This window comes from Serratia fonticola, from assembly GCF_001006005.1.
GTDB classification, from domain to species: domain Bacteria; phylum Pseudomonadota; class Gammaproteobacteria; order Enterobacterales; family Enterobacteriaceae; genus Chania; species Chania fonticola.
Genome location: NZ_CP011254.1, coordinates 2,815,878 through 2,836,435 on the forward strand (window position 1 = coordinate 2,815,878; position 20,558 = coordinate 2,836,435).

Annotated in this window: 16 protein-coding genes; 11 read left to right on the top strand and 5 right to left on the bottom strand. The window is 54.5% G+C overall.

All coding sequences use genetic code 11. The features are described from left to right. Positions 1–76 precede the first annotated feature (76 nt). From eno to WN53_RS12570, 10 genes are all read left to right on the top strand, one after another. On the top strand, positions 77–1,372 hold the full coding sequence (eno, locus tag WN53_RS12525; protein WP_024483441.1) for a phosphopyruvate hydratase: 1,296 nt from the start codon (positions 77–79) through the stop codon (positions 1,370–1,372). Positions 1,373–1,997: 625 nt separating this feature from the next. After that, a complete protein-coding gene (locus WN53_RS12530) occupies positions 1,998–2,531 on the top strand; it encodes a fimbrial protein (protein ID WP_024483440.1) in 534 nt (177 codons plus the stop codon). A gap of 138 nt (positions 2,532–2,669) precedes the next feature. Beyond that, positions 2,670–3,398 carry a fimbrial biogenesis chaperone gene (locus tag WN53_RS12535; RefSeq protein WP_024483439.1) on the top strand — a complete coding sequence of 243 codons (729 nt, stop codon included), beginning with the start codon at positions 2,670–2,672 and terminating at the stop codon, positions 3,396–3,398. Positions 3,399–3,418: 20 nt separating this feature from the next. Continuing rightward, positions 3,419–5,983, top strand: a complete 2,565-nt coding sequence (locus tag WN53_RS12540; RefSeq protein ID WP_024483438.1) for a fimbria/pilus outer membrane usher protein — start codon at positions 3,419–3,421, stop codon at positions 5,981–5,983. A 29-nt stretch (positions 5,984–6,012) separates the two neighbouring features. Continuing rightward, positions 6,013–7,350: a fimbrial protein gene (locus tag WN53_RS12545; RefSeq protein WP_037411496.1), complete on the top strand. Its 1,338-nt coding sequence runs from the start codon at positions 6,013–6,015 to the stop codon at positions 7,348–7,350. Between the two features lie 7 nt (positions 7,351–7,357). After that, positions 7,358–8,101, top strand: coding sequence for a fimbrial biogenesis chaperone (locus WN53_RS12550; RefSeq protein WP_024483436.1), 744 nt, complete (start codon positions 7,358–7,360; stop codon positions 8,099–8,101). A gap of 33 nt (positions 8,102–8,134) precedes the next feature. Further along, positions 8,135–8,989: a cyclic nucleotide-binding domain-containing protein gene (locus tag WN53_RS12555; protein ID WP_024483435.1), complete on the top strand. Its 855-nt coding sequence runs from the start codon at positions 8,135–8,137 to the stop codon at positions 8,987–8,989. Between the two features lie 294 nt (positions 8,990–9,283). Then, positions 9,284–10,474, top strand: a complete 1,191-nt coding sequence (locus WN53_RS12560; RefSeq protein ID WP_024483434.1) for an NAD(P)/FAD-dependent oxidoreductase — start codon at positions 9,284–9,286, stop codon at positions 10,472–10,474. 11 nt (positions 10,475–10,485) lie between these two features. After that, positions 10,486–10,857, top strand: coding sequence for a hypothetical protein (locus WN53_RS12565; RefSeq protein WP_024483433.1), 372 nt, complete (start codon positions 10,486–10,488; stop codon positions 10,855–10,857). Positions 10,858–10,890: 33 nt separating this feature from the next. Continuing rightward, on the top strand, positions 10,891–12,087 hold the full coding sequence (locus WN53_RS12570) for a methionine gamma-lyase (RefSeq protein WP_024483432.1): 1,197 nt from the start codon (positions 10,891–10,893) through the stop codon (positions 12,085–12,087). A gap of 51 nt (positions 12,088–12,138) precedes the next feature. Here WN53_RS12570 and WN53_RS12575 read toward each other — a convergent pair whose 3' ends face one another. The 4 genes from WN53_RS12575 to WN53_RS12590 all read right to left on the bottom strand — a co-directional run bounded on the left by WN53_RS12575 (position 12,139) and on the right by WN53_RS12590 (position 18,634). Continuing rightward, positions 12,139–13,533 (bottom strand): amino acid permease, encoded by a 1,395-nt coding sequence (locus WN53_RS12575; protein ID WP_024483431.1) that lies wholly within the window; start codon positions 13,531–13,533, stop codon positions 12,139–12,141. Positions 13,534–13,673: 140 nt separating this feature from the next. Then, entirely contained in the window at positions 13,674–15,209 is a 1,536-nt protein-coding gene (gene hutH, locus WN53_RS12580; RefSeq protein WP_024483430.1) for a histidine ammonia-lyase, read from the bottom strand. Beyond that, positions 15,206–16,897, bottom strand: a complete 1,692-nt coding sequence (gene hutU, locus WN53_RS12585) for a urocanate hydratase (RefSeq protein ID WP_024483429.1) — start codon at positions 16,895–16,897, stop codon at positions 15,206–15,208. Before hutU ends, hutH begins: the two co-directional genes overlap by 4 nt. Before the next feature lie 399 nt (positions 16,898–17,296). Continuing rightward, positions 17,297–18,634: an MFS transporter gene (locus WN53_RS12590; RefSeq protein WP_024483428.1), complete on the bottom strand. Its 1,338-nt coding sequence runs from the start codon at positions 18,632–18,634 to the stop codon at positions 17,297–17,299. A gap of 523 nt (positions 18,635–19,157) precedes the next feature. Between WN53_RS12590 and queE the strand changes: the two genes are divergently transcribed. Beyond that, positions 19,158–19,829, top strand: coding sequence for a 7-carboxy-7-deazaguanine synthase QueE (gene queE, locus WN53_RS12595; RefSeq protein WP_021179399.1), 672 nt, complete (start codon positions 19,158–19,160; stop codon positions 19,827–19,829). Positions 19,830–20,152: 323 nt separating this feature from the next. Here queE and queD read toward each other — a convergent pair whose 3' ends face one another. After that, entirely contained in the window at positions 20,153–20,512 is a 360-nt protein-coding gene (gene queD, locus WN53_RS12600; RefSeq protein ID WP_021179400.1) for a 6-carboxytetrahydropterin synthase QueD, read from the bottom strand. Positions 20,513–20,558: the final 46 nt, after the last annotated feature.

The following is a 20,558-nucleotide window of genomic DNA, read 5'->3' on the forward strand; positions in this document are numbered from 1 at the left end:
TTTAGTAAGCAACGCGCGGCCAAAACCGCGCGTTGTTTGTCTGGAGTTTTAGTTTAACTTGTCTGAGGAAAACCTAATGTCCAAAATCATTAAAGTCATCGGTCGTGAAATCATCGACTCACGCGGCAACCCAACTGTTGAAGCCGAAGTTCATCTGGAAGGCGGTTTCGTCGGTCTGGCTGCAGCGCCGTCAGGTGCTTCTACCGGTTCCCGTGAAGCACTGGAACTGCGTGACGGTGACAAGTCTCGTTTCCTGGGTAAAGGCGTACTGAAAGCCGTTGCCGCAGTAAATGGCCCAATCGCTCAGGCGGTTGTGGGTAAAGATGCCAAAGACCAGGCTAACATCGACAAGATCATGATCGATCTGGACGGTACCGAGAACAAATCCCAGTTTGGTGCTAACGCCATCCTGGCTGTTTCTCTGGCTGCTGCCAAGGCCGCTGCTGCCTCTAAAGGTATGCCGCTGTATGAGCACATCGCTGAACTGAACGGCACCCCAGGCAAATTCTCTATGCCGTTGCCTATGATGAACATCATCAACGGTGGTGAGCACGCAGACAACAACGTTGATATTCAAGAGTTCATGATCCAGCCTGTTGGCGCTAAAACTCTGAAAGAAGCCGTACGTATGGGTTCTGAAGTGTTCCACACCCTGGCTAAAGTACTGAAGTCTAAAGGCATGGGCACTTCTGTTGGTGACGAAGGTGGCTACGCGCCAAACCTGGGTTCTAACGCCGAAGCGCTGGCTGTTATCGCTGAAGCGGTAAAAGCGGCAGGCTATGAGCTGGGTAAAGACATTACTCTGGCTATGGACTGTGCAGCGTCTGAATTCTACAAAGACGGCAAATATGTGCTGGCTGGCGAAGGCAACAAAGCCTTCACTTCTGAAGAGTTCACTCACTTCCTGGAAGACCTGACCAAGCAATATCCAATCGTGTCTATCGAAGACGGCCTGGACGAATCTGACTGGGATGGTTTCGCATACCAGACCAAAGTGCTGGGCGACAAAATCCAGCTGGTGGGCGACGACCTGTTCGTGACCAACACCAAGATCCTGAAAGAAGGCATCGAGAAAGGCATCGCTAACTCCATCCTGATCAAATTCAACCAGATCGGTTCTCTGACCGAAACTCTGGCTGCAATCAAGATGGCGAAAGACGCAGGCTACACTGCGGTGATCTCTCACCGTTCAGGTGAAACCGAAGATGCTACCATCGCTGACTTGGCGGTAGGTACTGCGGCTGGCCAGATCAAAACCGGTTCTATGAGCCGTTCTGACCGCGTTGCTAAATACAACCAACTGATCCGTATCGAAGAAGCGCTGGGCAACCGCGCACCGTTCAATGGCCTGAAAGAAGTTAAAGGTCAGTAATATCACGGTTTGATTCGTTACCGAATCAGTAAGCAAACGGAGAGTGCCGTAAAGGTACTCTCCGTTTTTTTTGCCTGCGTTAAATAGATTCACCAATCTGCAACATAACGCAATAATGGGTTTGGGATTTTACTTGGTCAGAAAAAATTATTTCAGCGCTAATTATCCTATTTGGTGCTGATATTTTCCTGCCCGGATAAGCAAGTTTTGATATCAGATTGGTTACTGAGTAATCAATAAGGGCCTAAACAAAGACATTAAAATATTAAAATGTTGGGAATAATCCTAACCATGGGTAATACCCCTAAAAAAACCTATATGTTTCAAAATATTTCAAATGATAACATATTAATTCAAATTGATTTTTAACTCATTGATATTTATTGATTTAATTTGTTCATAAAGCAAAATTAATAAGTGTAACAAGATGTAATTAAAATCTATTGTCTGCTATTGCTACGAAAAAACAGTTGTTAAGAAAAATCTTGGTTTGCTAGAATAATCTCACATGTCCACAGGGCGTCTGAGAAAGATGGTGTGACATGTATATTCTTAGTGAGTTTAAGCCAGTAAATATTTACTGCCAGGACTGCTTTATTGGAAAAAGTATATTAAAAGGATTCTTATGAAAATCAAAATGATGGCTCTCGCTTTAATTGCATGCTCTAGTACCTCCATGGCTGATTCTGCCAACACAGTGCAATTCAAGGGTGAAGTTAGTACTCAAACCTGCTCGGTTAATATTAACGGCAATGAAGCCAATCCGGTGGTGTTACTGCAGACGGTTGCGGCCAACTCGCTCGCTACCAAAGGTGCCACCGCAGGGGAAACGACCTTTACCGTTAACGTAACCGGTTGTACTACCGCGGCCAGCGACACCTCCATCAAAACGGTATTTGTGGGCAATAACGCGACCACCAATGGCAACCTGGGTAACACCGGTGATGCAACCAAGGTTTCTATTCAACTGTTGGATAGCGATGCCACCACGCCATTGAGCTTTGCTACGGGTTCAACGGCCACCACCAGCGCAATGACGCTGGCAACCGGCGCGACATCCACCTCGCAAGAACTGGTTGCCCGTTATTATGCCGAAGAGGCTGGGGTGACTGCAGGTTCAGTGATCGCCACCGCACAATATGCGATTACCTATAAATAACACTCTGCTGCTCTAGGTTGTTTCCGCCAGCGGGCTCAAGCCCGATGGCGGGAAATAGCCTGTTACCCACAATAATGTCAGCACTGCCCGAAAAGCTAAGGGGTGCTGGGTTATTAGTCTTGTTGACTGGTCTCTCTTATGGCGTATACCACACGTACCTTTTCTTGTTGGGCGGCATTGCTGTTCAGCCTGACGTTGCTGATTGTCGATAGCGCTGCTGCCAGCGTCACCATGCTGGGCAACCGAGTGATCTACCCGGCCCAGGCACGCGAAAAGACGCTGCAGTTTACCAACGATGATGCTGCCCCGGCGCTGATCCAGGTCTGGCTTGATATCGATAATGACAAATCGACGCCGGAAACGGCCGATGCCCCCTTTATCGCATCGCCACAGATTTTCCGGATGAATGCCCATAGCGGGCAAATGGTACGGCTGATGTACACCGGGAAAGGGTTACCGACTGACCGCGAATCCCTGTTTCACCTTAACTTCCTCCAGGTGCCAGCCGTCAAACAAAGCGAAACGGATAAAAACAAGCTGGTGCTGTTGGTCAGCAATCGGCTGAAAGTGTTCTATCGGCCCGAAGGGCTGCCGGGAGAAGGCAACCAGGCGGGCAAACAGTTGCGTATCCAGCGTAATGGCAATGCATTACAGGTCAGTAATCCTACGCCTTATTACGTCAGCATCAGCTATGCCAAAAGCGGCAATAAAAACCTGCATATTGAACCGGCCGATATGGTCGCGCCTTTTTCACAGGTGAGTTGGCCGCTAGGTTCGGCGTTCCCCAAAGGGAAGCTGAAAGTGGAGCTCGGCGTTATGAATGACTACGGGGTAGAGGTTCCCGTAACGCTAGAGACGCCGCAATAAAAAAGGACAGGGAGGTCCTGATGTCGCTCAAAAACTATCCCATATTTCCGCCTCTGCTATCAACGTGCTGCCGCTATGGCCTCTTTTTGCTCTCTCTGGGCGGGATCTCCCTGGCACAAGGCGCGACGGACGACTACGCCTTCGACGCCGATTTACTGCGTGGCAGCGTTTTCAGCACTACGCAACTTGAACAGTTCAACCAACAGGATCTGGTGACGCCAGGCACTTATGAGGTCGAGCTGTTTACCAACGGTGTGTTTGTTGAACGCAGCAAAATCCGCTTTGTCCTGGGCGACGATCGGCACGTATTGCCCTGTTTTGAGCAGCAACAGCTGGAGCGCCTTGGCCTTAAGGAAGTGCCTGTGGCGCCTGCGGAAGGCTGCCTGCAACCTGGACGCGATCTTAAAGATATTCAGGTTCAGGCCGATATGTCACAGTTGAGACTGGATCTCAGCATTCCACAAAGTTTGCTGAACCATAAACCCCGTGGCAGCGTTAGCCCTGACAGCCTAAGCAGTGGTGAAACAATGGCGTTTTTCAACTACAACGTTAACCAATATCACGTCAACTACCGCCAGGGGCAGACCAAGGATCTCAACTCCACCTTCGCCAACATGAACGGGGGTTTTAACCTGGGGTTATGGCGTTACCGCCAGCAATCCAGCTTCCGTTTTGATAATGAACTTGGCAGCCATTGGGAGACCAGCCGCCGCTATGTTCAGCGGGCGGTGCTGCCGTTACGCAGTGAGGTGTTGCTGGGGGAAGGCTTTACTGACGGCCATTTCTTCGCCGGGCTGGGGTTTCGCGGCGTTCGGATGACGTCGGACGATCGTATGCTGCCCGACTCGCTGCGAGGCTATGCTCCCGTGGTGCGCGGTATTGCCAACAGTAACGCCAGAGTGACCGTATTACAGGGCAAAAGCCAATTGTATGAAACCACGGTGGCCCCGGGTCCCTTTGCGATTGACGATCTGTTTGCCACCAATTTCTCTGGTGACCTGACGGTGGTGGTGACCGAGGCCGATGGTAGCGTCAGCACCTTCACCGTGCCATTCTCTGCCGTTCCTCAATCCATGCGCCCCGGATCCTCACGCTATTCGGCGACCCTTGGGCGATCGCGCTTTATCGGCGACAACGATCTGTTCAGTGAGTTGACCTGGCAGTATGGTTTGAGCAACTCGGTGACGTTTAACGCTGGCAACCAGCTAGCTGATGGCTATCAGGCCTTGATGCTGGGTGGGGTCTACAGTAACTCACTGGGGGCTTTTGGCCTGGATAGCACATTTTCCCATGCCAGCCTGCCGGAAGGCGATACCTCTGGTTGGATGCTGCATCTCTCCTATAGTAAAAGCTTTACCCCAACGGATACCACGCTTTCCATCGCCGGGTATCGTTACTCCACCGAAGGGTTTCGTGATTTGAGCGATGTGCTTGGCGTACGTCAGGCCGACAGCAGTGGGCAAAGCTGGCAATCCGATTCCTATCGCCAGCAGTCACGCTTTGAAGTGGCCGTCAATCAGGGGATCGGCTCATTGGGCAACCTGACGCTATCAGGCTCTACCCAGGATTACCGCGATGGGCGCGGCCGGGATAATCAGCTACAGTTGGGTTGGGGCAAGGTCTTTGGCAACGGCGTCGCGTTGAACCTTTCTGTGACGCGTACCCGTAGCCTGAACGGCAACAATAGCGCCTATTACGACGGCAGCCAGCCCTATGTGAATACCAATGATCCCGCGAGTAGCAATACCTCGCAAACCGTTAGTTCGCTCTCGGTTTCCTTTCCTCTTGGCCGCTCTTCTTCTGCGCCAACGGCATCGTTGTTCTCTAACCATAGCCAGGGGCAGGGAGGGAGCTATCAGGCGGCGATCTCGGGCAACGTGGGGGAGACGCAGCAGGTCGGCTATGGGCTTAATTTCACCACCGACGATAATAACCGTAACAGCATCTGGGGGGGGAACCTGCAAACCCGCCTGCCTTATGCCAGTGCCACCGGTTCGGTTTCAGCATCCAGCCAATATTGGCAGGGGTCGGCTGCACTACAGGGGGCCGTGGTTGCCCACCGTGGTGGGGTCACGCTCGGGCCTTATGTTGGTGATACCTTTGCCCTGATCGATGCCCCTGGTGCGCGTGGTGCGCAAGTGATGGATGGGCAGGGCGCCCGTGTCGATCGTTTCGGCTATGCCCTGGTTCCTTCGCTGGTGCCCTATCATTTCAATACCGTGGCTCTGAATCCGCAGGGGATGAGCAGCAAAGCAGAATTGGAAGATGGGCAACAGCGCGTGGCTCCTTTCGCAGGAGCCACGGTGCGGGTGCATTTCAAGACGATACGGGGCCAGGCTGTGCTGATCAAAGTTCAGCGGCCGGATGGCAGTATAATCCCGATGGGTACCTCGGTCTTTGATGAGAACAATAACGATGTCGGCATGGTCGGCCAGGCTAATCAGGTCTATTTGCGCAGTGATAAACCGCAAGGGAAATTGACCTTACGCTGGGGTGAAGGGGCGACTGAACGATGCAGTCTGCCCTATAAATTACCTCCGCCAACCGATGAGCCGCTCCTGCTGCTGAAGGCGACATGCCGCTGATTCACCGATTATTCACCGGAGGTTATTCCATGAAGTTATTTTCATTGCTGCGGTTGGCGCTATTGGGGAGCCTACTTGCAGGGATCGGCCTGCCAGCGGCGGCCAGATGCACCCGCGTTTCTCCAGCTATTGACTCCGGTTGCGACGCCTGTGGCGTCGGGGTCGGCCTGGGGCGTATCAACCTGACCAGCACATACCTGCAGCCCGTAGGCACGCCGCTGGGCAGTAGCGTGTTTGATTTCACCTCCGGCGTCCGTTACCCGGATCCGAACAAAGTCTTGTATCAGTGCGATGCCAGTGACGTCGGGCAGATTTTTGAAGTGTTTGCCACCAACGGTGACGACCGGGTGGGGGGCTATTATGATTTAGGGGCGGCAGACGGCAACCCCAATTATTATGCCACCTACTTTCCCTATGTCGGCATTCGGCTAACCCATCTGGATTCGGGCAAGGTATTTACCCGTTACTGGCAGGCAACGCCGATCACCCGTTATGCCACGGTGGGTGACAAGATCCAGATCCGGGTCAAGGATTTCAGCCCCATCCGGGCCGATCTGATCCGCATCAGTTCACTCCCCGGCCGTGGTGCCAGTAACTACTGTGGTTACAGCGCGTCTAATCCATTGAGTGGTATGGCTTCCACCACGGGTAATTCGAACTATACTTGCATCCAGCCTAATGGCTATGTGACCTTCCAAGGGCCGGGCATTGCGTCAGATCCTATCGGTAGCGATTCGGCCACCAACTATTCGACCTGGGGTACTGGGCGTTGGAATGCGATGGGGATGGGAACGTCGCCGATTTCTTCCCTTTCTTACACCGCCACCTGTGTGGCACGCAACGTCACGCCGCTGGTGATCCTGCCGACGCTTTCCGTCGGCCAATTAACCGCGGGGCGAACTTCTCAGGCCCAATTCACCATCAATATTGAATGTGATAATGCTGCCGTTTCGGGGATTAGCACCAATCGCACCGCCCTGGGCCTGCAAGTCCCTTATGCCAGCTTTGCTCTGGCGCAACAGCTTGGTCTGGTCAACGCTAGCGGGGGCGTCAGCTATCTGCTCTCTGACGGTTATGGCACGGACAGCAGTGTAGCGACCGGCGTGGGAATTGCGCTCTCTAACAGTAGCAACGGTACACCAATGAATTTTGTCGGCTGGGCCCGCTGTAGTGCTGGCCAGTGCCCGCAGGGTAACAATGCGGGTTGGTACCCTGTTCTCGATGGCGCAAGCAACGGGGGCAGCACCGCGACGGGGTATACCCATTACACCACGCAGTTGACAGCCACATTATCGCGCTTGCCGGGGCAGACCGTTACGGCGGGCAAGGTTGATGCCAAGGCGTATGTTTGGGTCAAGGTGCAGTAGGAAAATTATGAAGAGAATCGTCTGTACGCTACTGCTGCTCGCTGGCTTGTTACCTGCAATGTTGGCTCAGGCCGGCATTATTGCCTCCGCGACGCGAGTGATTTTTCGTGAGGGCGATAATGAAAAAAGCTTGATGCTCCTCAATACCAACGACTACCCGATCGTGGTGCAAACCTGGGTAGACGATGGGGATGTCAATGCGGCCCCTGAACAATCAACAGCGCCTTTTGTCAGCTTGCCAGCGGTATTTAGCATGCAGCCCAAGACCATGAAAGGGCTGAGGCTGATTTATAACCAGCAGTCACTGCCAAAGGATCGGGAATCGGTCTTCTGGATTAATCTGTACGAAATCCCACCGACGCGCCCGGTGATCCCCCCGCTGCAGCCTAGCGTGACCATGGCGATGAACACCCAGATGAAGATTTTCTATCGGCCCAAGGCGGTGGTCGCGGCCGAGAAGGATGCCCCTAAGCCGGTGTTCACCCTGCAAAAGGAAGATAATCATTACGTCTTGCTGTGCGATAACCCATCGCCGGTTTATCTCTCTTTTTCCCGTCTTGCGCTGCGCGTTGGCCAGCAGGATTATCCGGTGCAACAAGAGAGCGATATGATGACGCCGCCTTACGGCAGTAAAAAGTATCGGATTAATGATATTGTTCAATCGGGGGCTATCTCTTCAGCGATGGTCAACGCCGCCATTATCGATGATCAGGGTAATGCGGTCGATCAGCAATATGCCGTACGGAAATAACAGGCCGCACCTTGTGGTCAAATAGAGAATAAGATGACACCCACTAAACATCAGATCGAACTAGAATTGGCACAACGAGCCACCAAGATAAGAAGCTCGGGGCGGTTCCATCAGGCGATAATTAAACACGGCGTGCTGATAGATGAAACCTATCGGAATCATCCCATGTTCTACAAAATCATCTTTCGTAACAGCCGCTTTATTATCTGCTCGACTCTGCTGGCCATTTATTACACTCAAGGCGAGGCAGCCCTGAAGGATGTTAAAGCCTTTTTTAAAGGCAAAGATATTATCAGCGAGAACGCGTTGGATTCGTTTCTGTTCTTCCTGCGCGTTGGGCGCTGGCTAGAGGTCAAGAAGGACGATCAAGACCGGCGCACGCTGTTGTTTAGGCCTACCCCGAATGCCCTGCGCCAAACCCATGAGCTGGTTTCCTCGATGGCGTTGCCCTATCAAACGTTGGCCCCCGAAATTCCGGTTGCCGACCTGCTGGATCAGAGCTGGTTTTTACCTGCGTTCTTCAAGGTTTACGGCCAACTGATGATACAGGAGATCTATCTGAACGATCTGGTACCACAGGCCGCATTATTTATTACTAAAGATGCGGGCCATATGGTGTTGCTGATGCTATTTATGGAAAGTATCCGCCACAATTCCCACATGCTGTTTTTGTCCTCGGCGGAGATCGCCAAGTTTAGCTCGGTGTCCCGTACGCATATCAATCGGATCCTGCTGGCGGCGGAAAAATCGGGCCTGCTCACCACTAAAAATAACGTGCTGATTGAGTTGAATAGCTCGTTTATTGAGATGGCAGAGCGCTACTTTAGCCTGTATATGGCGATGGTGGGTTATAGCCTGGATGGAGCATGTCAGCAGCATAATAACTAGATCTGCCAGGAAAACCACGACAGTGATATAGCTGCGACATGCAATTTATAGCATTCAACTAATTATCATGGTATTTATTGTGGTTTTAATTTTTATAACACCATGATTTTATTGCTGTAATAAAAATCCCATTTTTATATTCTTTTTTATTATGTCTTATAGTTGTTAGCTACTAGACTCTAAAATCTATCAGGGAAATATCTGCTTTCCCCCTCGATTAAATACCTTAAATAGAGCTGGTGGAATAATGCCATTGGCTATCGTACTTTGTTGCATACAGACTGAGAGGTTGGAATGCGAAGTAGGATAATTATTGTAGGTGGTGGTACGGGAGGTACCATACTGGCCAATCTCTTGGCCGCCAAGTTACACCGGGAGGTTATCAATAATCAGGTTGAAATCATGATGATTTCTGACTCACCGGTGCATTATTACAAGCCCGCGTTTATGTATGTCGCCTTTAATGCTTTTTTCAAACAAGAACTGACCAGGCCACAGCAAAGTCTATTACGGCCAGAGATACAGTTTATTGTTGATAAGGCTGAACAATTCGATTTATCCCAGCGTTGTATTTATACCCGCAGTGGCAATAAATATCACTACGACTTTTTAGTCTTTGCCACCGGCTGCGTACCCTGGCCAGAACAGATTGAAGGATTGGCCCAGGCGGGCGATCACTTTTACCAATATCAGGCGGCTCGCCAGTTGGCGCAAAAGTTGGCCACTATCGAGAAAGGGCGCATTTTTATCACGGTGTCATTCCCACAAACGCCCAACGTACCGCACCAATGTGGTATTGCCCCGATAGAAACCACCCTGATGCTGGATGACTATCTGCGGCGGCGCGGGGTGCGTAACAACGTTGAAATTGTTTATACCTACCCGACCATTTCACAGCTCCTGCGTAACTGCCTGTTCCTACAACGCCCCACCGGCGAGGCTCTGCCCAGCATTTTTGCGGCCCGCGATATCAAGCATCAGCGCGGTTTTACCCTAAGCAAAGTGGATAGCGAACGGCGCATTGCCTATTCCTCTGAGGGTGACGAACAACCCTTCGACATCCTGATGGCTACCCCGCCGATCCGTGCGGTGGAAGCGGTGCGCAACACCGGGCTGAGCGATATCGATAACGGCGAAGGCTGGCTCCCCACCGATCACCAGACGCTGCAGGTTTATGGCCAGCAGGGCGTTTATGTGATTGGCGATACCGTCGATCTGCCGGTCAGCAAGGCGGGCGGTTCCTGCCATAACCAGGCCCCGGTGATTGCCGACAATATCGTCGCGGAACTGCGCTTAGGCCAGCCCCACACCCATTACGACGGCAAGGTGCAGGCCATCGCCCAAATGGGGCTACAGGCCGGTATGCCGTTGGTTTACGACTATCGCCATGACGTGATCCCCACACCTGCCACTAAGCTGGGCGGCATGTTGCGCAACGGGTTTAACCGTGGCCTGTACTGGGCCACCGTGCGCGGACTGATTTGAACGGAGGAAATATGGACTCATCGCAAGCACAGCCGTTAGATGCCCTGTTAGCCAAGCTTGATCCGCTGCTGGCGACCGGCAGGCTGGATAACGTGGTCGATCTGCTGTCGTTGCTGTCTGACATAACGGATATTGCGGACAACGCGCTGGTGGAAAAACTGGCCGGGGTGTTCGAAGGCGTGGTCGCTGCGGGTTGGGAGGGCGGCATGGCGCTGAAGATGGCGCATAGCGAGCTGCAATTGAACACCTCGCCCGCCAACTACCGTTCGGTCTATGCGCTGCTGCGCCAGCCGGACACGCTATTGGGATTGATGCTGGTGTTGCGCACGTTGCAAATCATCGGCCAGCGGTTGCGAACCTCGACGTTGCCAGCGGAAAGCTGACGGCAACTTTTCTTCCCCCAACAGGACAGCTCTATGTCAATGCAATCCAAACAGGCGTTCGCCACACGCGCCATTCATCACGGTTATGATCCGCAGCAATTTCTGGGTGCGCTTTGCCCACCGGTTTTTATGAGTTCGACCTTTACCTTTCCCTCCGCGGAATATGGCGGTGCCTGTTTCGCTGGTACCGAGCCTGGCTATTTTTACTCGCGTATTGCCAATCCAACGCTGAATTTACTGGAGCAGCGCATCGCCAACCTGGAGGGCGGAGAGGCCGCCGTAGCCTTCTCCTCCGGCATGGGAGCGATCACTGCCTGTTGTTGGACGTTGCTGGCACCGGGCGATGAACTGATCGTCGATGAGACGATTTATGGCTGCACCTTCAGCTACTTCCATCATGGCCTGGCGCGTTACGGCGTGAATATCACCCACGTTGACCTGACACGTCCAGACCAACTGGCGAAGGCCATCGGGCCACGTACCCGGTTGGTATATTGCGAAACGCCAGCCAACCCGAATATGCGCCTGATCGATATTGCGGCCATCGCCGAAATCACTCACGGGCAACCACGGGCGCAGTTGCTGGTAGATAACACCTACTGCACGCCATACCTGCAACAGCCGCTGGCGTTGGGGGCGGATATGGTGGTGCACTCCGCCACCAAATATCTGGGTGGGCATGGCGATCTGCTGGCCGGGCTGGTGATCGCCAAGGCTGAGTTGGCGCAGGAGATCCGCCTGGTCGGTTTGAAGGACATGACCGGAGCGGTGCTGTCAGCTCAGGATGCGTCTTTGCTGCTACGTGGCCTGAAAACCCTGCCATTGCGCATGGAGCGCCATTGCGACAACGCTCAGCAGTTGGCAGAGCTGTTGGAACAGCATCCGGCGGTGGAGCGAGTTTATTACCCTGGATTGGAGAACTTCCCGCAACATGGCTTGGCCAGCCAGCAGATGAGCCGCCCTGGCGGGATGTTGGCCTTTGAGCTGAAAGGGGGAATGGAAGCCGGGATCCGCTTCCTCAACGGACTAAATCTGATCCTGCGGGCGGTGAGCCTGGGGGATTGCGAATCGTTGGCACAGCATCCGGCGAGTATGACGCACTCCGCCTATAGTGCCGAAGAACGCCGGCGGCACCATATCAGCGACGGGCTGATCCGGCTTTCTGCAGGACTGGAAGATGTTGAAGATTTGAAGGCGGATATCAATCAGGCGCTGGCGCGTTGCCAGTAAACCTGCTGCAGCGGCCACCAGCCTCATGAGTCGAGGCTGGTGGGCTGGTTTTTAGCGGCTTTCTGTTGAGACTACGACAGGAGTTTCCCCACCTTTTTTGCGTACCCACAACGTATAAGCCAGCGTCAGGAAGGCTACCCAGATTAGCCCGACATACAGCGCGATACGGCTTTCCTCGAAGTAACCGAGCAGGCCGATGACGAACACCATAAACGCCGTTGCCAATGCAGGAGCTACCGGCCACCAAGGGACTGGGAAGCTCAGCTTGGCCACTTCATCTTTAGTAAGCGTGCGGCGCATGGCGATCTGCGACAGCAGGATCATCAGCCATACCCATACCGTGGCAAAGGTGGCGATGGAGGCAATGATGATAAAGATCTGTTTGGGGATCAGATAGTTGAGCACTACGGCCAACAGCAGGGCAATGGACATCACCAACACCGTCATCCAAGGTACACCGTTACCGGTCAGCTTGGTGAAGGCCTTAGGAGCCTGGCCATCCTGCGCCATGCCGTACATCATGCGGCCAGCGCCGAAGATGTCGCTGTTGATGGCGGAGATGGCGGCGGTGATCACCACCACGTTCAACACGTTAGCCGCCGAGCTGATGCCCATATGGCTGAAAATCTCGACAAACGGGCTACCGTTCTGGCCGATGCTGTTCCACGGATAGATAGACATCAATACCAGCAGGGTCAGCACGTAGAACAGCAGGATACGGACAGGCACGGCGTTGATTGCCTTGGGCAGCACCTTGGCGGGATCTTTGGCTTCGCTGGCGGTGATACCGATAATTTCAATCCCGCCGAAGGCAAACATCACCACCGCCAGGGAGGCAATGACGCCACCGATGCCGTTAGGCATAAAGCCACCGTGTTGCCACAGATTGCTGAAACCGGTCGCTTCCTGCGTGACGCCGAAACCGAACAGCATAACGGCAGCCCCACCAATGATCATCGCCACGATAGCGGCAACCTTGATCAGCGACAGCCAGAACTCCATCTCGCCAAACACTTTGACGCTGCACAGGTTAAGCGCGCCGATAAACAGAATGATGCTCAGTACCCAGACCCATTGCGCGACGTCTGGGAACCATAGCCCCATATAGATGCCGAAGGCTGTCACGTCGGCCAGAGCCACGATCACCATTTCAAAGGTATAGGTCCAACCGGTGAGGAAGCCCGCTAACGGGCCGAGATAATGGCTGGCGTAGTGGCCAAAGGAGCCAGAGACGGGCTGATGCACCGCCATCTCGCCCAAGGCACGCATCACCATAAATACCGCCGCACCACCCACCAGATAGGCAAGCAGTACGGCCGGGCCAGCCAGTTGAATCGCGCCAGCGGAACCATAAAACAGACCGGTACCGATGGCCGAACCCAGGGCCATAAAGCGGATATGTCGCGCGTTCAGGCCACGCCGGAGTTGGGGTTTCTCATTACGCATGTTGCTTCTCCGTTTTAATAATGTAGTTGTCGGACAGGCAGCGCTATCCGCACTGGGGGAACGAACCCCGGCGGGATAGAGGACGAATTGTGCAGGGTAATAGGCCGTGCCCCAGACTGACGGGGCACGGCCTAAAGGCGTTACGCCTGGCTAGGTAACAAGGTGGCTGGGATCAGCGCGGTCAGATGGCCTGCTGCCAACAGTTGGCTGGCAGCTTCGATATCGGGGGCGAAGAACCGATCCTTATCGTAGTAGGCGACATGCTCGCGCAGCAGATGCCGAGCCTGCTCCAGCCCTGCGGTGGTTTGCAGACCTTTACGCAGATCCAGCCCCTGACAGGCCGCTAGCCATTCTACAGCCAGAATGCCGCGGACGTTATCCGCCATTTCCCACAGGCGACGGCCCGCTGCCGGTGCCATCGAGACATGGTCTTCCTGGTTGGCCGAGGTTGGGATGCTGTCAACGCTGGCCGGGTGCGCCAGTGCCTTGTTCTCGCTGGTCAGCGCGGCGGCGGTGACCTGGGCGATCATAAAGCCGGAGTTCACCCCGCCGTTATCCACCAGGAACGGTGGCAACTGCGACATGTGTTTATCCATCATCAGTGAAATACGGCGCTCGGAGAGTGAACCGATTTCGGCAAACGCCAGCGCCAGGTTATCGGCGGCCATGGCTACCGGTTCGGCGTGGAAGTTGCCGCCGGACAGCACATCGCCCTGTTCTGCAAACACCAGCGGGTTATCGGAAACGGCGTTGGCCTCGATCTCCAGCACTTCTGCGGCCTGGCGGATCTGCGTCAGGCAGGCACCCATCACCTGCGGTTGGCAGCGCAGGGAGTAAGGATCCTGCACTTTTTCGCAGTTGGCGTGTGAGTCCGACACGGCGCTACGCGCACCAAGCAGGTGGCGATAAGCGGCGGCGGCGTCGATCTGCCCACGCTGGCCACGCACTTCGTGGATGCGTGGATCGAACGGGCTACGAGATCCCAGCGCGGCTTCCACGGTCAGGCTGCCGGTTACGGTGGCGGCAGCAAACAGATCTTCGGCATCAAACAGGCCACGCAGCGCAAAGGCGGCGGAAACCTGGGTGCCGTTCAGCAGTGCCAGACCCTCTTTGGCTGCCAGCGTTAACGGTTTCAGACCCGCTTTGGCCAGCGCCTCGGTGGCTGGTAGCCACTCGCCCTGATAGCGGGCTTTACCTTCGCCCAACAGCACCAGGCTCATGTGTGCCAGCGGGGCCAGATCGCCTGAAGCGCCAACGGAGCCTTTCAGCGGGATATGTGGATACACTTCGGCGTTCACCAGCGCCATCAGCGCCTGGATCACCTCCAGACGGATGCCGGAGAAACCACGCGACAGGCTGTTGATCTTCAGCACCATAATCAGGCGCATCAGGCTGTCATCGGTAGGCGCACCTACACCGGCTGCATGTGACAGCACGATGGAACGTTGCAGGTTCTCCAAATCTTCGCGGGCGATACGGGTGGAAGCCAGCAGGCCAAAGCCGGTATTGATACCGTAAGTGGTGCGGTTCTCTTCCACAATGCGTTCCACGCAGGAAACGCTCTGCTGGATCGCGCCATAGGCGTTGTCGTCCAGTGTCAGGGTGACCGGGTGCTGATAAACCTGGCGCAGTTCGGCAAGCGTCAGCTTACCTGGGCGGATAGTCAGAGCGTTCATGCTTTTTCTCCCTGAGTAGCGGCAACCATTGGCAGGTTCAGACCTTGCTCGCGGGCGCAGTCGATAGCGATCTCGTAACCCGCATCGGCATGGCGCATGACGCCGGTGGCCGGATCGTTATGCAGCACGCGGGCGATACGCTCGGCGGCTTCATCGGTGCCGTCACAGACGATCACCATGCCGGAGTGTTGGGAGAAGCCCATGCCGACGCCGCCGCCGTGGTGCAGAGACACCCAGGTGGCACCGCTGGCGGTGTTGAGCAGGGCGTTGAGCAGCGGCCAGTCGGATACGGCATCAGAGCCGTCCTTCATTGATTCGGTTTCACGGTTCGGGCTGGCGACCGAGCCGGAATCCAGGTGGTCACGGCCAATGACGATTGGAGCAGAGAGTTCGCCGCGGCGTACCATTTCGTTAAATGCCAGGCCCAACTTGGCGCGTTGGCCCAGGCCGACCCAGCAGATACGGGCTGGCAGACCCTGGAAGCTGATGCGCTCACGCGCCATATCCAACCAACGGTGCAGGTGCTCATCGTCAGGGATCAGCTCTTTAACCATGGCGTCGGTCTTGTAGATATCCTGCGGATCGCCAGAAAGCGCAGCCCAACGGAACGGGCCGACGCCGCGGCAGAACAGCGGGCGAATATAGGCAGGTACAAAGCCCGGGAAGTCAAAGGCGTTATCAACGCCCATCTCTTTGGCCATCTGGCGGATGTTGTTGCCGTAATCGAAGGTAGGCACGCCCATTTTCTGGAACGCCAGCATGGCTTCTACGTGTTCGGCCATTGATTGTTTGGCAGCCTTCACCACCACTGCAGGTTCGGTTTGTGCACGGCGGCGATACTCTTCCCAGCTCCAGCCTTTTGGCAGGTAACCGTTGAGCGGGTCGTGGGCGCTGGTCTGGTCGGTGACCATGTCCGGGCGCACGCCACGCTTGACCAGCTCCGGCAGGATTTCTGCCGCGTTGCCACACAGGGCAATCGAGATGGCTTTGCCTTCGGCGCAGTACTTTTTCAGGCGCGCCAGAGCGTCATCCAGATCGGTGGCCTGCTCATCGACATAGCGAGTTTTCAGGCGGAAATCGATGCGGCTCTGCTGGCATTCGATGTTCAGCGAGCTGGCCCCGGCCAAGGTAGCGGCCAGTGGCTGTGCGCCACCCATGCCACCCAGCCCGGCGGTCAGCACCCAGCGGCCTTTCAGGCTGCCGTCGTAATGCTGGCGGCCAGCTTCGACGAAGGTCTCGTAAGTGCCCTGCACGATGCCCTGGCTACCGATGTAAATCCAGCTGCCAGCGGTCATCTGGCCATACATCGCCAGGCCCTTGGCATCCAGCTCGTTAAAGTGTTCCCAGGTGGCCCAGTGAGGCACCAGGTTGGAGTTGGCAATCAGTACGCGCGGGGCGTTACTGTGCGTTTTGAACACGCCGACCGGCTTGCCGGACTGCACCAGCAAGGTTTCGTCGTCTTCCAGGGTTTTGAGGGTGGCAACGATCTTGTCGTAACAGTCCCAATCACGGGCTGCGCGGCCGATACCGCCATAAACGACCAGTTCGTGTGGATTTTCAGCCACTTCAGGATCGAGGTTGTTCATCAGCATGCGCAGTGGCGCTTCGGTCAGCCAGCTTTTGGCGTTTAATTGTGTGCCGCGGGGCGCGCGAATATCAACATGGCGAACTTTGTTATTTGCAGTCACAGCTAGTTCCTCAAACAGTATCGGTACAAATCTCATCTTATGACGGCAACTCACAGGCCATAACAATGAGCGGGGTTTATTAACATATACTTGTATGTACAAGCATATGCAACAGCGGCGATAATTTGAGAAAAATGGCATAAGCAAAGGTTATTTGTGTTTTAAATCATGTTGTTATGTTTTATTTTCGGATTAAGGCTATTAGCCGGACATGGCAAAACAGTGAGCTGCTCTACAAAAATGAATTAAAATAGTGTCATTTTTGAGCGACAAATCACAATAATTTTACATATGGATTACAACTAAGCGGCAGCGATAAAAAAAACGTATTACCGGGGGATTGGGAGACAATGGTTTGTAGGGGCGCCGCATGCAGCGCCCGCTAATATAATCAATAGGTTAGATAGCCGGTTGCAATGCGCTTGAACGCGTCATCTTGAATACCGTGGCCAGGCTGGCTAGCAGCGCCGGGATCGCCAGGAACAGCAAAATACTCTGCACCTGCCACTCCATCGCCAGTAGCTGAGCCGCCATCATGGTGCCAGCCACGCCGCCAAAGCGGCCAATGCCCTGCATCCAGGCAATACCGGTAGCGCGGCTGTGCGTTGGGTAGTAGGTGGCAGCCAGGGTTTGCAGGCCGGATTGTGCGCCGTTCATGGTAATGCCCATCAGGAAGATAAAGGTGCCGAGCAGCACGATCTGGCTATCCTCGGTGGCCATCGCCACAATCAGCAGGGCGCTGATGGCAAAGCCGGTGGAAACCACTTTGTGGGCATTCCAACGGTCCATCAACCAACCGGCCATCAGGATCCCCAGCGTACCGCCAAAGGTGAACAGCGACGTCAGGATCGCCGATTGCTCAAGCTGATACCCCAACCCTTGCATCAACAGCGGCATCCAACTCAGCAATACGTAGTAGATCACCAACCCCATAAAGTAGGTGAGCCACAGCATCAGTGTCCCCACCAGGTAGGGGCGGCTGAACAGCAGGCCGACGCTGGTCTTCGACAGGGCCAGCTTGTCCTCATACAGGTAGAAACGGGTGATATGGCTGATGTTATGGCTGATAAAGCGTTGGGCAATCTGTTTGATTTTAGCGGCATCCTGACCACGGTTAACCATGTATTTCACCGATTCCGGCAGCAGCAGGATCAGCAGCACGGTGAGCAATAGCGGGGCAATGGCCCCCAGCAGCAACACGCTGTGCCAGCCGTAAGCGGGGATCAGCCAGGAAGAGATGGCACCACCGCCTGCCGCTCCCAGCGGAAAGCCGCAGTACATGGTGTTGATGGCCAGCGATCGGCAGCGTTGCGGAGCATATTCTGAGATTAGCGTGATGGCATTTGGCATGGCGGCACCCAGGCCAAGCCCGGTGAGGAAGCGCCACAGCGTCAGGCTGTTGAGTGAACCCGCGTAGGCGGTGGCCAGGCTGGAAAGGCCAAAGAACAGGCAGGAGAACACCAGCACCCGTTTGCGGCCAACGCGGTCAGAAATCGGCCCGGCAACCAGGGCTCCCAACGAAAGGCCAAGCAGCGCCGCGCTTAATACCGGCCCCAGATCCTGTTTCACGATCCCCCAGTCTTTGGCCACCGAAGGGGCGATATAGCCCATCGCCGCCGTATCGTAACCGTCAATTGCCAGGATCAGGAAACCCAGGATGATCAGGGTCCAGTGAAACAGCGAAAATTTGCTGTCGTCGATAGCCTGCTGAATATTCAATTCGGTGGAATGGGCCATAGTTTCCTTAAACGCAGATAGGATGTTGATGGATCGTCGGAACTGCGCCCGACTTGTGCCTGCCTGTCTATACATCTGCGTCAGAGTCGCTTTTATGTCAAATATTTTCGTTTTAAATGTTAATTTTATGTTTGTTTTGAGCGGTGGATAACATTGGTGGTTGGTGTTAAGTCTGCAATAAACGTCACCCATTAGTGGGTTAGCCGGAGAAAGCTGCTGGCCACCGCCGAACGGACAAAATTTAATACACTTTTCCAGGTTTGGTCGCCCGGTCGGGATCTGCGATAATGCTTTTTTTATACCCTATGAATTTCAAGCTGCAGCTAGGCGACAAGCTCACTCATCCCCAGGAGCTTACTTTTGGGTAAGTGACTGGGGTGACAAATCTGTCGGGAACAGATTTGAACGCTGTACACAGCGGCCCCGAAGGGGTGAGGCCCAGGGATGGGCCGAGTAGCTATGTGCAGGTAACAACGCTGCAGCTTGAAAGGCGACGGGGATACTTTTCTAGATTGAGAAAGCGATGCAATACCCGATTAATGAGATGTTCCAGACTTTGCAGGGCGAAGGCTATTTCACCGGCGTGCCGGCCATTTTTATTCGCCTACAGGGTTGCCCGGTGGGATGCAGCTGGTGCGATACCAAACACACCTGGGAAAAGGACGCCGATCGGGAAGTGGATATGCAACGCATCCTGGTGAAAACTGCCGAGAGTGATGCCTGGGGGAGCGCCAGTGCAGAACAGTTGCTGGAGGTGGTTGAACAGCAGGGCTATACCGCACGCCATATCGTGATCACCGGCGGTGAGCCGTGTATTTACGATCTGATCCCGTTGACCAAGCTGTTTGAGAACGCAGGCTACGGCTGCCAGATTGAAACCAGCGGCACCCATGAAGTTCTCTGTTCCCCCAATACCTGGGTCACCGTTTCACCCAAAGTGAATATGCGCGGTGGTTTGAAGGTGGTAGAGCAGGCGCTGATGCGGGCCGATGAGATCAAGCATCCGGTGGGGCGTGAACGTGATATTGAGGCGTTGGATGAGTTGCTGGCAACGTTGCACGACGAAAAACACCGTATTATCGCTTTGCAGCCGATCAGCCAAAAAGAAGAGGCGACGCGGTTGTGTATTGAGACCTGCATTGCCCGCAACTGGCGGCTTTCAATGCAGACGCATAAGTATTTGAATATCGCTTAAGACCGGCCCCTCACCCCACCCCTCTCCCACAGGGAGAGGGGGCTGCCCGGAGCCTTTGGTGGGATCGTGCTGCTTCGGAAAAGGGGAGTAAGAACAAGAAAGGAAAGTAAAACGCTGAGCAATCAACGAACTCGATCGGTTCCCTCTCCTTGGGGAGAGCCTTTGGTGGGGTCGTGCTGCTTCGGAAAAGGGGAGTAAGAACAAGAAAGGAAAGTAAAACGCTGAGCAATCAACGAACTCGATCGGTTCCCTCTCCTTGGGGAGAGGGTTAGGGTGAGGGAGATCGCACCGCAGCCAATCGCCTCACCCTGAGCCTTGCCCTGTTAACCTTTATATACGCAGCCTGCTGTACAGGTCTCTTTGACCATCACTGCCGACAATTCAGGCAACTGCGGTTTCAACTGCTGCCAAATCCAGGCGGCAAGCACTTCGCTGGTCGGGTTCTCCAAGCCAGGAATATCGTTCAGATTATAGTGATCAAGGCGCTGCCAAATCGGCTTGAAGGCGGCCTTCAGCTCGGCAAAATCCATCACCCAACCGGTGTGGGCGTCCACTTCCCCGGTCACTTCAATACGCACCATAAACGAATGCCCGTGCAGGCGGCCGCATTTATGGCCCTCCGGCACGTTTGGCAGATGGTGTGCGGCTTCAAACTGAAAATCTTTAAATAGCGTGGTTGCCATTATTACGGCCTCATTGACTCAAAAACCGCCGAATACTAACGGAAAG